The following is a 14,213-nucleotide window of genomic DNA, read 5'->3' on the forward strand; positions in this document are numbered from 1 at the left end:
CAGATACTCAACCAAACAGCCATGATCCGTGCCACGGACATTAACTGATTCCACTCTTCTCCCAAAAGAGAAACAACCATTTTGGTCGGGATCAGGTAAATGACAGCCAAAGGAACCAAAGCCATTAAAGCCAATTGCCCTGCAAATCGCTTGTACACCTGAAGCAAATGATTCGAATCAGCGCTCTCAGAAACTTTGGAAAAGAAAACCTGGGAAAAGGAGATGGAAATGACTCCGAAACCTGCCGACAAATAAGCCATCGAAACTCCCAGCAAACCGGCAATATCTTTCCCGAAATAACTGATAAACAAATTCAGATACGTTAAGTTGATCAAGCTATTGACAAATACTCCCGGAGTTGTAAAAAAAACATATTGTTTGTTGGTCTTCACCAATTCATTGCTTGTTTTATTCCGGATTAAACGAAGTGCTTTGAAATCTTTTTTCAAAAAGCGCCAGACCAAATAAGATGCGGAAAAGAAAAAGCCCAGCAATCTTCCCAGTAACAAGCCTGCATAATTTGATCCCAGATAACCTAAAACAAGTTTGACGGTTTCAGCAAAGGAAGTTTGAACAACTTTTGAGGATGAAATGGTTTTGAATTGCTGTTTCCGATTGAACCAATAGGTCAAAATATCATTCGTTCCCACCAGGAAAACGTACAAGGGCAGCAAGAACAAATAATTAGCCAGTTTGGGTTCGTTGTAATAGATACTTAACTCATTTTTGAACAGCAGCACAATGATCAATGACAGGAGTGTCATAACACCAGTTATTTTTAGTGCTGCAAATGCCACATTAATGGCATTTCTGATGGTTCTTTGAACAACAATGGCAAATTCCATTTTTAAGCAGGCAATTCCGGAAAACACCTCGCACATGGAAATAAAAACTGCCAGAATTCCGAAATCGGCTGGTTTATAGAAGTATTTCTGAAGAATCGGGAGCATCAGAAAAGGCAGGATTTGCGAAATGACTGATCCGGTTAAGAGGATGAACACATTTTGCGCAAACGGCGACTTTTTAATGTTTATTTTCATTCAGTTCTTTCCTTGACTCCATTAATTCATTTGCGAATACTAACACCAATACTACCAAAAACCAATTGATCGGGAGTGACAAAAACGTTGAATTTGCATTTCCCATAAAAACCAACGTTACGAGCAACCACAAAACTAAAAAATGTTTCTCATCCCACAATCCCCTTTTGAGTGCGCAAAGCAAAATATAGATGATCCAGATGAAGACCGACATCAGTAGGGCAAAGATAAAAACGCCATATTGAGATAATATTTCTATGATAAAGTTATGTGCTCCTACTACACCATTATCCGGATATTTGTTCAATTTCAATACATTACTTGCCTGAAAACCACCGGCTCCCAAACCCATATAATTCGATCTTTTTAAATAATCCAATCCATTCAATAACAAGTTTTTCCGGACAGAATTACTCCCCAAAGCTTCCATTAGTACAATATTATCCAGTTTTTGATTCTTCTTTGAATAAAGAAAGGTTTTTACCTTTCCTCCTTTCAATAAGAGTTCTCCGGTACCTGCATCGGCAGAAATGACACCCAGATCTGTCAAAACAAATTTTTTCGTATCAGAATCCGGTTCCGAAAGAATAACTTCCTTATATCCGTTAAAAGGATACTTATATGGATTCCCTGGCAACAAGACAATGATAAATAAACCAATACAGGAAACCAATCCAATGATATAATACTTCTCAAACCGGTATGACACCAGGTAAACCGCAATCAACCCGGCAAATATCAAAAACAGCAACATAATCAGGCGGCCATTGTTTCCCATAAAGAGGGTTTTACTCAATTCCGGCTGAATCCGTTTCAATTGTAACTCTACACTATCGTTATTGAGCAATTTCAAATACGCTTTATGCTCGATGGCAAATACTCTGTCCGGCTTCATCGAACTATCCGGCTGTTTTAAAACAGCTTTACTCATTAGCAGGGTGTTTCCCTCTTCTTTCACCCGAAGATTCAATTGTTCGCATAAAGAGACATAAACCCGACTGGTGTTTTCATGCTCATAAAATTGAAATTCGGTGTTTGATTCCAGAAATTGCACTTCCGAATAAATCACAAAGGAATTGAAACCCACAATCAGCAAAATGATTATGCGTTGTTTTCTGCTGAATGATAGGGGAATTTTTGACCTGATGTTTTTAAAAACCAATAAAAAAAGAGTCATCACAAGCAGTAAAAACATGCATAAAACTCCTAAACGGGATTCCGTTAAAAGTAAAAAATCCAACGCAACCAGTATCATGGCAACATTCAATAAGACATTCCTGTTTTGGAGCAGAAAATATCCTGAAAGGACCATAGAAATACAGAAATAAATTCCTAAAATATTTTGATTAATGAATGTGAAAATGGGAATAAAATTGGTCTTGTGAAAAGCTCCCAATTCTGCCAGTTTCTGAAGATATTCGCCTTCGAAATGTCGCTGTGTGAGCATTTCAAATAACAGAAATCCAATAACAGCTATGAAACTGGTAATCCAGATCTTTTCCAATGCCCGTTTAAATGTACTTTCAGTGCGGGAGAAAGAAAGAAAAACAACATACGTTGCCAAACCTACTCCTAAATAAAACAACTCTTTGATTCCGTACAAAAGCAATGGGGTCCAAAGCAGTGAAATTGCCCCATAAAGAACCCAAATCAGGAAAACATAAAAGACATATTTTGAAAAGCGATTGGTATAGCAAACCAGTTGTTTTGTCGCCAACAGGTAAATTCCTGCCAATGTCAAAACAAAACGATAAGCGGAAAACTCAACTCCTCCAACATGACCGATAACCATGTGACTTCCGCCAATCAGGGTAAAAATCAATAAAAAAATAAATACGAAGTTTAATTTAGAGGTGTTTGCAATCATATAATTGTAAAATGGATATTCTTTTTACTTTTCTGAGGCAGGTTACATCTATAGAACGTACTTTTCTCAAAATAGTTGGAATATTCCTGTGTTTTTTTTCAATTTTCATGCAAAAAATAAGGATTCCGGACGGTAAAAAATTTTGTTTCACCGCTCAGAGTAAGCAATGTCAATAATTGAAATACGCAAAAAAATAATTTCCTTTATGACTTTGACTGTAACACATGGCGCAGGTATTCCTCAATTCCTTCTTCGAATGTGTACACAGGTTTATAGTCGAGGTATTGCTCTATTTTGGCAGTTGATGCCAATGAATCTTTGATATCTCCTTTTCTCGGCGGGCCGTAAGTAATTGTATTTTGAGGTGTTTCTCCCAAAGATCTCAACCCTTCTTCAAGACCATCAATCACGTTATTCAAGGTCAAACTGCGACCGCAAGCCACATTGTAAACCTGACCGAAAGCGGGTTCGTTTTCAGAGATCAAAGAAAGCAGGTTTGCATGAACGGCATTACGCACGTAAGTGAAATCACGGGATTGCTCTCCGTCACCGTTGACAACAATTTCACCGCCCTGAAGCATTTTATCCAGAAACTTTGGAATGGCAGCCGCGTAAACTCCATTCGGGTTCTGATACGGTCCGAATACATTGAAATAACGCAATCCGATGGTTTCCATTCCATGGAGTTGATGGTACACACGACCGTATTCCTCGTTTAGCTGCTTGGTAGCGGCGTAAGGAGAAAGTACATTCCCTTCTTCCCCTTCATGTTTCGGAGACGCAAGAGAATCACCGTATACGGAAGACGAACTGGCATAAACGAAGCGCTTCACATGTGCCGTTTTGGCTTCATGTAAAATCGTCAGGAAGCCGGTTGCATTGACCCGGTGCGTATTCAAAGGAAACTCAATCGAGCGGGGAACTGAACCCAAAGCTGCCTGGTTGGAGATTGCATCTACTTCTTTCAGCAATTCGCGGTAATCTTCCGGATTGCAGATATCTCCTTTTATGAAACGGAATTTGTCGTATTGCAACAATCTGTCGATGTTCGACTGAAGTCCCGTTTCCAAATTATCCAAAACAATAACAGAGGCACCTATTTTTAATAGAGCCTCTGTCAAATTTGAACCGATAAATCCGGCGCCGCCGGTTACCAGTATGGTTTTATTTTTTAATCTATCAGATATCAGCTGAACTTGATCCATAACTACTTCGCGTAATTCACGGAACGTTTTTCACGGATCACGGTTACTTTTACCTGACCGGGATATGTCATTTCCGTTTGAATTTTCTGAGAAATTGCAAATGAAAGCTCATCCGCACGTAAATCTGTTACTTTTTCACTTTCAACCAACACGCGCAATTCACGTCCGGCCTGGATAGCGTATGCAGAATTCACTCCGTCATAAGACAAGGCAAGGTTTTCCAGGTCTTTGATTCGCTTGATGTAAGATTCAACCACTTCACGTCTTGCTCCCGGTCTTGCTCCTGAAATGGAGTCACAGATCTGAACAATCGGTGAAATCAACGTCGTCATTTCAATTTCGTCGTGGTGAGCTCCGATCGCGTTCAATACGTCTGGTTTTTCACCAAACTTCTCAGCGATTTTCATTCCCAGGATAGCATGCGGTAATTCTGGCTCTTCGTCCGGAACTTTACCGATATCGTGTAATAATCCGGCGCGTTTTGCCACCTTCACATTCATTCCCAATTCTGCTGCCATAATCGCGCATAGGTTTGCTACTTCGCGGCTATGCTGCAATAAGTTTTGTCCGTAAGACGAACGGTATTTCATACGTCCGACCATACGAATCAATTCCGGGTGCAAACCATGGATTCCCAAATCGATACAGGTTCTTCTTCCTGTTTCTGCGATTTCTTCTTCCAGTGATTTTTTCGTTTTAGCAACAACTTCTTCGATACGAGCCGGGTGAATACGTCCGTCCGAAACCAGTTGGTGCAATGCCAATCGTGCGATTTCTCTTCTGACAGGATCAAAACAAGAAAGAATAATTGCTTCAGGAGTATCATCTACAATGATTTCCACTCCGGTTGCTGCTTCAAGTGCGCGGATATTTCGTCCTTCACGACCAATGATTCTTCCCTTTACTTCATCGGAATCGATGTTGAATACGGAAACCGCATTTTCAACTGCCTGTTCAGAAGCCACACGCTGGATTGTTTGAATCACAATCCGTTTTGCTTCTTTGTTTGCATTCAACTTCGCTTCTTCGGTAATTTCCTTGATATGTGACATTGCTGCTGTTCTCGCTTCATCTTTCAAAGATTCCATCAATAGATTTTTGGCTTCCTCGATTGACATTCCGGTAATCTTTGTCAACTCAGCAACACGTTTCTGGTGCATTTTCTCCAATTCCTGGTGGCGCGTTTCATTCGCTTCAATCTTGGTTGTCAATTCACTCTGTAAACGTTCTGTATCTTTTTCTTTTCTGGATACTTCTTCGATTTTTTGAGTCAGTGATTTTTCTTTGCTTTTCACCCGATCCTCCGTCGACTGTATGCGTCTTTCACGATCTTTTACAGCTTCTTCATGCTCTTCTTTCAATTTCAGGAAGCGTTCTTTTGCCTGAAGAATCTTATCTTTTTTCATTGCTTCTCCTTCCAGATCAGCTTCTTTCAAGATTTGTTCTTTTCTTTTCTTAAGCATTGTATTCTGGATAATGAAAGTAGCGATACCACCACCTATTAACCCGATCAATGCTCCAATAATTACATTTACCATAGTTTCTTAAATAAAAAAATCCCACTGCTTACGAGGATGTTACGTAAACAAGTGAGAAAAAGACTTGCGTATCCCGATAGTTATCGGGGCAATCAATTCAATGCATCCAAATCATCAGAAAGCGCTTTCAAAGCTGCTGTGGCTTCCGAATAATCAGCTGGGGGAGCAGGCGCATTTGCAACCGGTGCTTTCCCACCTCGTGTAGACAATTGCAGGGCAGTCATTGCCAGCAAGTCTTGCATATCGCGAACAGCAAAGTTATCTTGAAGTTGTTTGATTGCTTTATTAATATCTTCAGCAGCACGTTGTACCTTTTCCACTTCCGATTCCTGGACAGTTAAAGGATACGTGCGGCCTGCAACCACTACTTTTAAAGACACCTTACTCATTCGTTATTTTTAATTGTTGAATGCAGAAATCAATCTCTTTCACAAGTACGTCGATCTCAACTCCATTGGTCGAAACAGGCGGCACTTGAACTTGTTCACGCACTTGGCTTAATTCTGTTTTCAGATTTTGGAGCTCATCCTCCATCATCTTTTTCTGGTTTTGAAACTCAGAAATCTCAGCATTAAGACGATTAATTTCATCTGTCATAGAACGAACGCGCTCTCTTTCAGCCACCAACGATTGGTGTAACTGACGAGATTTCGCGCCAATTTGTTCAATTAAAGATTTCAACTCAGACGTCATCCAATAAGCGTTTGTACAAAAATAACAGGTAAAACCAATTCTACAACAATTTTATGGGAAGTTGTGAACACTTTTTTGGCGATACCCCCAAAATCGGTTCAACCCCAAGCATTTTAAACAGATCAATTCCACTAAAATAAAAATCAAGCATATACTGCCAAGTATTTTCTTACTTCTAAAACTTAGATTGGCAATTCTATTCAGCACGATTTTAAACAACCTCTGATTGAGCGTTCTTTTCCTGATTTTGAAGGTAAGCGGTAAACAGGCAAAAAAGCAGTACGTAAAATACGATCCCGCTTTGCCGTTGAAACATGGATTCAAAAAGACAATTGAATGCCAGGCTAAGAGTCAGCCAGAATAAGGGGGCAAAACGATATTTCCTCGCCATGTTAAAATAACAGACAAAGATGGCACCGAAAATCAGGAGTCCGATCACTCCTATCTCAACAGCAACCTGCAAAAACTGATTGTGCGGATTGTATTTCAAATCGGCATAATCGTCCAGGTTTTTATCTCTTAATCTCTTTCCCAGCTTATCATCGAAATTTGCTGTGCCGGATCCCATCGGATGTTCCAAAAATTCTTGTGTTGAAACAGTCCACATCAATAACCTGGTTTGGTTTCCGGATGGATTTGTTCTTATTTTTTCAAAAACGGAATTTGGATTTTGAACATATGCTTTCGCATCTCTTAAGGTCTCATCAACCTCGATCTCAACATGGATGTTTCCATAATAAGCTCCGATAGGAATCAGCGGCAAGAATGCTAAAACGATAAAAAACCAAACTTTCGGAAGCTTTTGGTAAAAGTATCTGATGAACAGCACACCAATCACAATCAAAAAGAAGAGCAGTGATGCAAAGGAAAAACAAAACAATAAATTGACACAGGTAAGCAAGAAATATGCTCCAAGCGTCCAGGAATTGAAGAATTTCCAGTTTCTCTTCGCTCCTTCTCTCACCATCAGGAGTGCAATCGTAATAAATGCCGCAAAATAAGTCGGGTGATGGATGTATGAATACTGAGAACTTCCGAAACTATTATTGAAGTCGTGTGTCAGTTGATAAATCTGAATTCCGTGAATGACGGATAAAATGGTCAATACGATTGTTCCCAGTACCAAACCCAGTGTAATGATCCGTAGGTTTATCGGGCGCTGAAACCGAAAAGAAAATAATACCGGAAAAATGACCAATACCATTTTTTTCTCCAGATATCCCAATGCATCCGGAAGATGATTCGTGAAAAACACTCCTACAGCATATGCCAAATAAAGCAAAACAAAAGTCAGTAAAACCGGTGAAAAGACAAATTTCATCTGCTTTCGGAGAACCTGAACAGCAGTGAAAATGATCAATAAAATAACGAAAAGACTAATTGATTTCGGAGCAAAACAAAAGCATGTTAAAGCTCCAGCTAACAAATATTCGTACCAATTTTCCGAACTGCTTTTCAAATTCATTAGATCACTTATTCAAATTAGGGGTTGATTATCTGAGAGCAAGTTAACGCCTTTTTAGCAATTCTGCATACTTCTCTTCTACCACTTTCATGTTATTTGACCAAATTCCTTTTTCTTCAAAGATCTGTCGATTAACAGGCGTGGCATTTTTTTGAAATTCTTCGTAATTCAAATATACTTTCCTGATTTTATCTGCCAAATCTTCTGCATCATTTGTTTTTACCAGAAAACCATTCAAACCATCCCGCACCCACGGCAAATTAGCCGGCAGGTCGGTTACAATGCAAAACACATCGCATCCGATAGCTTCATTCAGGGAATTGCTGCTTCCGTCAGAAAGAGAAACTGAAACATAGACATGAGAATCTCTCAAAACCTGTGCAATCGCTGTTTGGCTCATCCGCCCTTTGAAAGAAACTATTTCATCTATTCCCAAATCGGCACTTAAACGCTCCAGTTCTTCTTTTAGACTCCCCGAACCAAAAAGGTTTACCTGCAGATTTGGTATTTCATCTTTCACCTGTTTGACAGCATGTAAAAGATGTGGAATATTGTATACTTCTTCGAAGTTCCGGGTGCTCGTAATGACAAATTTATCGGCAGACAGATTTTTACCTGTTGCATTAAAAATATTCGGATCAACACCAAAAGGAAGAATGGATAATTTAGACATTTCCACTCCGATATCTTTTGCAGATTCACGCATTTGCTCAGACATCACAATGATCCATTTTGCTTTTTTAAATGCAAACCGAAGTGCTTTCTGGTAAGTAAATGATTTCTTTCCGCTCAGCAACAAATCGGATCCCAAAGCACTTACTACATATCTTTTATGACCTGCCAATGCTCCGGTAACACCATAACTGGTTGCGTAAAGTGAGTGAAAAATATCCGGATTAATTTTTTTTACCAATTTTCTTACTTTCCAAAAGCGGGTGATCAGATGCCAGTTACCGCCGGAAACGTTAATTTTCCCGCCATCAACAACGTGAATATGGATATTCGGAATAGTAGTATGCGAAAACGTAATCAAATGTACTTCATGTCCTAATGAATGAAAATATTCACACCATCTGATGGTATGAATGCTTTCACCATCTGCAAAAAAACAAATCCTCATAAATTCATTTGTGAATACACGTTATTCTAATTTGATTACTTGTCAAATTTTGCTTGACAAGGCTAAATTAGTTATTAATTGGCTATCTGGAAACAATTTGACAATTCTATCCTTTACTTTACCAATTGGGGTCACAGAGCTTTTTATCTAAATTTGTTGTTTTTGCTTATCCGGGATCAGCCTGACCTCATTTCAGGTTATTCCTTTCGGAGGATTGATGACACGTGGCACCGTATAGAGATAGGCCCTCCATTTCAAATAATAGGTTTTATTGAAAGGAGAAAGAATTCCTAAAATGATAATCTTTGAAAAAACGTGTGCCAGACTAATGGAAATAATCGCCAATGTTGCCGGTTTCGAATGGTGCTTTCTGAAGAACTTCACCTTGTTGTATACCTGATTCGAAATGGAAATATTGTAATTTTTCTTAGCGCTTTGTCCGATATGATGGATCAGTTTTGTTTTCGGAAAATAAAGGCATTTGAAATGATGGTGGTTTGCTCTCCAGCAAAACTCCACATCTTCAATCCAAAACATGGTTTCATCCAGTGTTCCGATGTTATCCAAAAGTTCCTTTCTGAAAAACAGAGCCGCTCCGGAAAAAGTTTCACCTTCAAAAATTTCATTAAAATTCTTATCGCGGTAGTTTTTCTTTTTCAGGAAAGGTCTGAGGTAAAATGATTCGCAAAATACGGACGTAATTGTCGGGTAGCGCCAGGCACTTTGCTGCCAGCTTCTATCTGAATTCAACAAGCCCGGAGCCAAAAGCCATGCATCGGGATGCTGATCAAGATATTCTCTCATGAGAGTGATTGCGTTGTCTTCAAATTCCGTATCCGGATTCAACATAAAAATGTAGTCGCCCGTTGCGAGTTCAAACCCTTGATTATTTCCTTTCGGAAAACCCGCATTATAATCATTTTCAAGTAAAATAACCTGCGGAAATTCACTTCTTATCGCATTACAGGAATCATCTGCCGAATGATTATCAACGACGATTACTTCCAGATTCTCTGAAGAGTTATACTTATAAAGTGTTCGAAGACTTGTAAGAATTAAGTCTTTGACGTTATAATTAACTATGACTACCGAAACTTTCTTTAACAGCATGCTCTTTTTGTTTCAATTTAAATACGAATAGTCCCAGTAAAAACCAATACAAGTAACTAAACAAATAAAAATCTAATGCATTACTGGTAACATTGACCAAACCAGTTACTACAAAAATGATAAAAATAACACTTACGATATCGCCGGTACTTCTCCGGATTGTCCGGATCATGCTAATGAAGAATGTAAGTGCCAGTCCCAAATACATGACCAATGCGGGAATTCCTGTTTCGATCATTAATTTGAAGTACCAGCCGTCCGTTGAAGCAAAAGAAACTCCGGGAGTACCGGGTGGAAATAACTGAACCGCTGTGTGCCCTGCTTTACCAAGTCCCACGCCCATCGGATTGTGTTTCACCGAATGCATGACTTCAGTCCATAATCCCACACGGGTATTAGACTTCTCGAGACTTGCTGTTTGTTTGGAGGAAAGGAAAAACCATTCCAGTATTTCTGAAAACTTGGGTACAAACAGATAAAAAAGAAGCAATTCTAACATCAGAATTCCCAAAATAATGAGTTTGAACTTTCGATTTTTCCCAAGCACAAGTAACAATATCAGCGCAATAACAGAAGCAATCATTGGCCCTCTCGAAACACTAAAGAAAACAGCATTTACAGTCATCAATGAAAAGAGTAAAGCAATATTATTTCCTGTTTTCAAATAGCGGTAAGTCCAATAGCAAAATGCGCTAAGCATCAGCATTGCAAACACTACTGGAGTCCACAGAATGGAAGTCATCCGCACAAAATTGATAGCGGATGTCACAATAGGTTCATCAGTAGACAACTTATGAAAATACACATGGATTTGCGGGAAGAAGAAATAAATCATGAATCCAATTACCGCAACGAAAACAAGTACTTTGAAAAATCCATGAAAAATCCGTTCCAAATCCACTTTTTTATCCCAATAATAAGAGCCAACAAAGTAGGCCAGCATAGGTAAATAGGTTAATCGGAAGCCATAGATACTTGCTTTCAAATCATGCGCATTGTAAAAGCCAATCAAAACATTGAACAGAAAGTAAATCAATACCAATTGATCCAATAAATGCGTTTTTCGATTCGGATCTTTGATAGTAGCAAAAAGAAACCAGGCCAGAATAACTGTAAACAACATTTCAGGTAATAGTCCGACTAACAAACTAATCCCTGATACGTGTCCTGAGCCCAGAAGAAGAAGTCTTACCGTTGGAAAAAAAACCAGCGCACTCAAAAAAATGCTAATCTGATTTGATTTAAGATAATTATAAACGCTCATTTCTTTTATTAACTGCCTGTAGATAATGTGGAATCATAGAACTTAGAAATTCGAATAATCCAGATAATAAGCACGAATATAAGGAAAACTTGCAAGGTTGAAACCGATAAGAGGATTAGTCCCAAATTCCAATTCAGGGAGGAACCAAGAATGAAAACAAGAAAAATAAACGTATTACTTACAATAGAGAACCCCAATAAGATGTGATGTCTGTTGAATATCAGTGGTATCTGCGAAAGTGGTGCGCGAACGAAATCAATGCAAACCCAGGCGGCTAAATATTGAGAATAAACTCCTGATCCCTGCCATGCTTTCCCGTATACAAACGAGAACAAGTGCGGACCAGCCAATACCAAAATGATGAAAACAGGAGCGATTACGAAACAGCTCATTTTGATCGTTCTCCTGACGTGAGGAACCAGTTTTTCCTTTCGATGAATGAGTGAATTTGCTTCCTGGTAAAAAACCTGGGCGATTGCCGTTCCAATGAATCCCATTGGCAGAAACAAAATACGAATCGCCAATGAGAAAATACCTACGTAATAATCTCCGAACAGGAACGCAATGATATAAATCAATCCGTTAATTTGCAGTGCATCCAGTAAAGCCTGGAACGTATTTATCAATGGAAAACGGGCATATTTTTTTCCAACAAACAGCATTCGTTTGATGGAAATTCCCCTCACAATCAACCGGAAATCGGCTTTTATCTGATAAATAGCAACAAGTAATGAGATCAATCCGGAACCCAGGTAAGCAAGCAAAACCCCATTCATTGGAAAACGGGCTAAACTTGTGGAAATGGAAAACACATTATTTAAAAGTGATTGCGAGATCCGGAATGTTGCAATCTCCCGGTATCTTTTTCTTCGGTTATTCCATGCAATGAGTGACTGGCTTGAACCCACGATAAAGACAAAAATGGGCAGCAAATAATACCAGATGCCTAATTTCGCACCCCAGCCAACTAACGACAACAGGAACAAAACGCCATAGAAAGTAATGGCAAAACCCAGATTCACAAAAAGAGAAAGCCCTAATAGGTTCATGGCATCTACATTTCGTTTCGGAACTAATAGCGCTACATCGTATTTGCCTCCTGCAACCAACGCAATAACACCATAAATAGAACTTACCAATGCAAAAAAACCCCATTCCTCCTGCGTAAATAACCGTTGAACAATTGGCGAAAATGCAATTGTCAGAAGTTGAGCTATCGCAGTACCTGTAATTAATTTCAGAATATTCTTAACGAATTCAGACCGATTTTTGAGATTCAGCTTGCTCCCCAATTGATTCTGATTAATGAAATGATTACGCCTGGTTATTTGTTCCGCTGAAATTCATCGGGGGAAATGGCGGAGTATCTGTGTCATTAATGACTCCGTTCACCTGCTCATACTTTTGAATATTATCGGCCAAAGCACGCATCAATCGCTTGGCGTTTTGCGGCGACATGATTACGCGGGAACGCACCTTTGCCTTAGGCATTCCGGGCATCATCTGAACAAAATCCGCTACAAATTCTGCTTGTGAATGTGTGATAATAGCCAAATTGGAATAGACTCCTTCCGCCAATTCCTCGTTCAGTTCGATATTAATTTGATTTTCGTTGTTTTCCATAGGACGAAAATACTAAAAGCATTCTTTAATTCCAGATAACTATCACTAATTTTGCGCCATGAAGGAAAAACAGAATTCTCAGTACATGCTAACGATTATCATGGTCATCAGCATGATTATTTGGGGAATCAGCTGGCCGTCGAATAAAGTTCTGACTGCTTTCGGGACACCCGCTGTTTTGGGATTTTTCCGTTACGGATTCGTTATCATCAGTTTGATCTTACTGCTGGTTGTATTAAAAACCAAGATTGTCATTTCCAGAAAAGGGATTCCCTTCGTTCTGGCTTCTGGTGTTTTAATGGCCATTTACAATTATACTTTTTTAGCCGGACTTAAAAACGGAAGCCCGGGAGCAGGAGGAATTCTGGTAACGACTTTAAACCCTGTCATGGCTTACGGGATCGGGATGCTGGTGGATTGGAAACGACCAACCAGAAACGAATCAATCGGTTTGTGCTTCGGAATTATCGCCGGCCTTGTGCTTCTGAAAGTTTGGGGAAACGAAGATATTTTCGCCAAACCGGGAAATCTCCTCTTTCTTATCTGTGCCCTGGTTTGGTCAATAATGAGCAAATTTACATCGAAATCTGCGAAATACGGTTCTCCTTTTGCTTTTACGTGGTGGATGTATTTCGTAACCCTGATGTGCATCATTCCGTTTTGTGACTTCAGTGCAATCGGAGAATTGGTGCAAACAAATGATCTGAAATTCTGGGGAAATGTTTTGTTCTCGAGTGTCATCACCACAACGCTTGCTACCACGACCTACTTTTTCGCAACTTCTAAAATCGGGGCAGAAAAAGCGAGCAGTTTTATCTTCATTGTGCCTTTCAGTGCAGCCGTATTTTCTTTCGCCATTCTAGGAGAAAATCTGGAGATTCACACGATCATCGGAGGGCTTCTCGGAATCGCTGCTGTTTATATGATTAACAAAAAGTAACCATATTGTACTGAATTCGTTATATCATTAGAACTAAGTCTTTTTTTCTTTATTTTAGCCATTCGAAAAACTACAAAAAAATGAAACAACTAACATTTTTGTTCCTTCTACTAGCCGCAGTTTCTGTGGGATGTAAAAAGAAAGGTTGTACTGACCCTTCAGCAACCAATTACAATTCAAAAGCAACTTCAGACGACGGAAGCTGTACTTACCCGGATCCTGCTGTTGAAACAGGTCCGTATCTGATCGTCAAACTACATTTTGATTCTGTGCAGCCACGTTTGGACAATTTCGGAAATCCTGCGACAATTCCTTCTGACCATGGTACTCAATCTCCGGCTTTTTATG

At 39.3% G+C, this 14,213-nt stretch carries 13 protein-coding genes and 1 pseudogene; 2 read left to right on the forward strand and 12 right to left on the reverse strand.

Going from position 1 to position 14,213, the window contains the following annotated elements:
* The 12 genes from Q1V93_RS14825 to Q1V93_RS14880 all read right to left on the reverse strand — a co-directional run.
* On the reverse strand, positions 1-1,040 hold a 1,040-nt coding region (locus tag Q1V93_RS14825), incomplete at its 3' end, for an oligosaccharide flippase family protein (protein ID WP_300665729.1).
* Positions 1,024-2,907 carry an O-antigen ligase family protein gene (locus Q1V93_RS14830; RefSeq protein ID WP_300665731.1) on the reverse strand — a complete coding sequence of 628 codons (1,884 nt, stop codon included), beginning with the start codon at positions 2,905-2,907 and terminating at the stop codon, positions 1,024-1,026. The genes Q1V93_RS14825 and Q1V93_RS14830, both read right to left, overlap by 17 nt.
* A 203-nt stretch (positions 2,908-3,110) precedes the next feature.
* On the reverse strand, positions 3,111-4,112 hold the full coding sequence (locus Q1V93_RS14835) for an SDR family NAD(P)-dependent oxidoreductase (RefSeq protein ID WP_300665732.1): 1,002 nt from the start codon (positions 4,110-4,112) through the stop codon (positions 3,111-3,113).
* A gap of 2 nt (positions 4,113-4,114) precedes the next feature.
* On the reverse strand, positions 4,115-5,650 hold the full coding sequence (rny, locus tag Q1V93_RS14840; protein WP_300665733.1) for a ribonuclease Y: 1,536 nt from the start codon (positions 5,648-5,650) through the stop codon (positions 4,115-4,117).
* A 92-nt stretch (positions 5,651-5,742) separates the two neighbouring features.
* Positions 5,743-6,039: a cell division protein ZapA gene (locus tag Q1V93_RS14845; protein ID WP_300665734.1), complete on the reverse strand. Its 297-nt coding sequence runs from the start codon at positions 6,037-6,039 to the stop codon at positions 5,743-5,745.
* Positions 6,032-6,343 (reverse strand): hypothetical protein, encoded by a 312-nt coding sequence (locus tag Q1V93_RS14850; protein ID WP_300665736.1) that lies wholly within the window; start codon positions 6,341-6,343, stop codon positions 6,032-6,034. Before Q1V93_RS14850 ends, Q1V93_RS14845 begins: the two co-directional genes overlap by 8 nt.
* Positions 6,344-6,554: 211 nt before the next feature.
* A complete protein-coding gene (locus Q1V93_RS14855; RefSeq protein ID WP_300665737.1) occupies positions 6,555-7,808 on the reverse strand; it encodes an O-antigen ligase family protein in 1,254 nt (417 codons plus the stop codon).
* A gap of 43 nt (positions 7,809-7,851) precedes the next feature.
* Positions 7,852-8,928 carry a glycosyltransferase family 4 protein gene (locus Q1V93_RS14860; protein ID WP_300665739.1) on the reverse strand — a complete coding sequence of 359 codons (1,077 nt, stop codon included), beginning with the start codon at positions 8,926-8,928 and terminating at the stop codon, positions 7,852-7,854.
* A gap of 192 nt (positions 8,929-9,120) precedes the next feature.
* A complete protein-coding gene (locus tag Q1V93_RS14865; RefSeq protein ID WP_300665741.1) occupies positions 9,121-10,038 on the reverse strand; it encodes a glycosyltransferase family 2 protein in 918 nt (305 codons plus the stop codon).
* Complete coding sequence (locus tag Q1V93_RS14870; protein WP_300665742.1) at positions 10,004-11,257, reverse strand: O-antigen ligase family protein; 1,254 nt, start codon at positions 11,255-11,257, stop codon at positions 10,004-10,006. The genes Q1V93_RS14865 and Q1V93_RS14870 overlap by 35 nt, the downstream gene beginning before the upstream one ends.
* 53 nt (positions 11,258-11,310) lie before the next feature.
* Positions 11,311-12,594, reverse strand: coding sequence for an oligosaccharide flippase family protein (locus Q1V93_RS14875; RefSeq protein WP_300665744.1), 1,284 nt, complete (start codon positions 12,592-12,594; stop codon positions 11,311-11,313).
* 22 nt (positions 12,595-12,616) lie between these two features.
* A complete protein-coding gene (locus tag Q1V93_RS14880; protein ID WP_300665746.1) occupies positions 12,617-12,925 on the reverse strand; it encodes a DUF3467 domain-containing protein in 309 nt (102 codons plus the stop codon).
* A gap of 58 nt (positions 12,926-12,983) precedes the next feature.
* On the opposite strand from Q1V93_RS14880, the gene Q1V93_RS14885 reads away from it, so the two are divergent.
* Both Q1V93_RS14885 and Q1V93_RS14890 read left to right on the forward strand, forming a co-directional pair.
* Positions 12,984-13,865, forward strand: coding sequence for a DMT family transporter (locus Q1V93_RS14885; RefSeq protein WP_300665748.1), 882 nt, complete (start codon positions 12,984-12,986; stop codon positions 13,863-13,865).
* A gap of 80 nt (positions 13,866-13,945) precedes the next feature.
* Positions 13,946-14,213: pseudogene (locus Q1V93_RS14890) on the forward strand (hypothetical protein); the annotation flags it as partial.

The sequence above is a fragment of the Fluviicola sp. genome (assembly GCF_030151805.1).
Classification (GTDB): Bacteria; Bacteroidota; Bacteroidia; order Flavobacteriales_D; family Crocinitomicaceae; genus Fluviicola.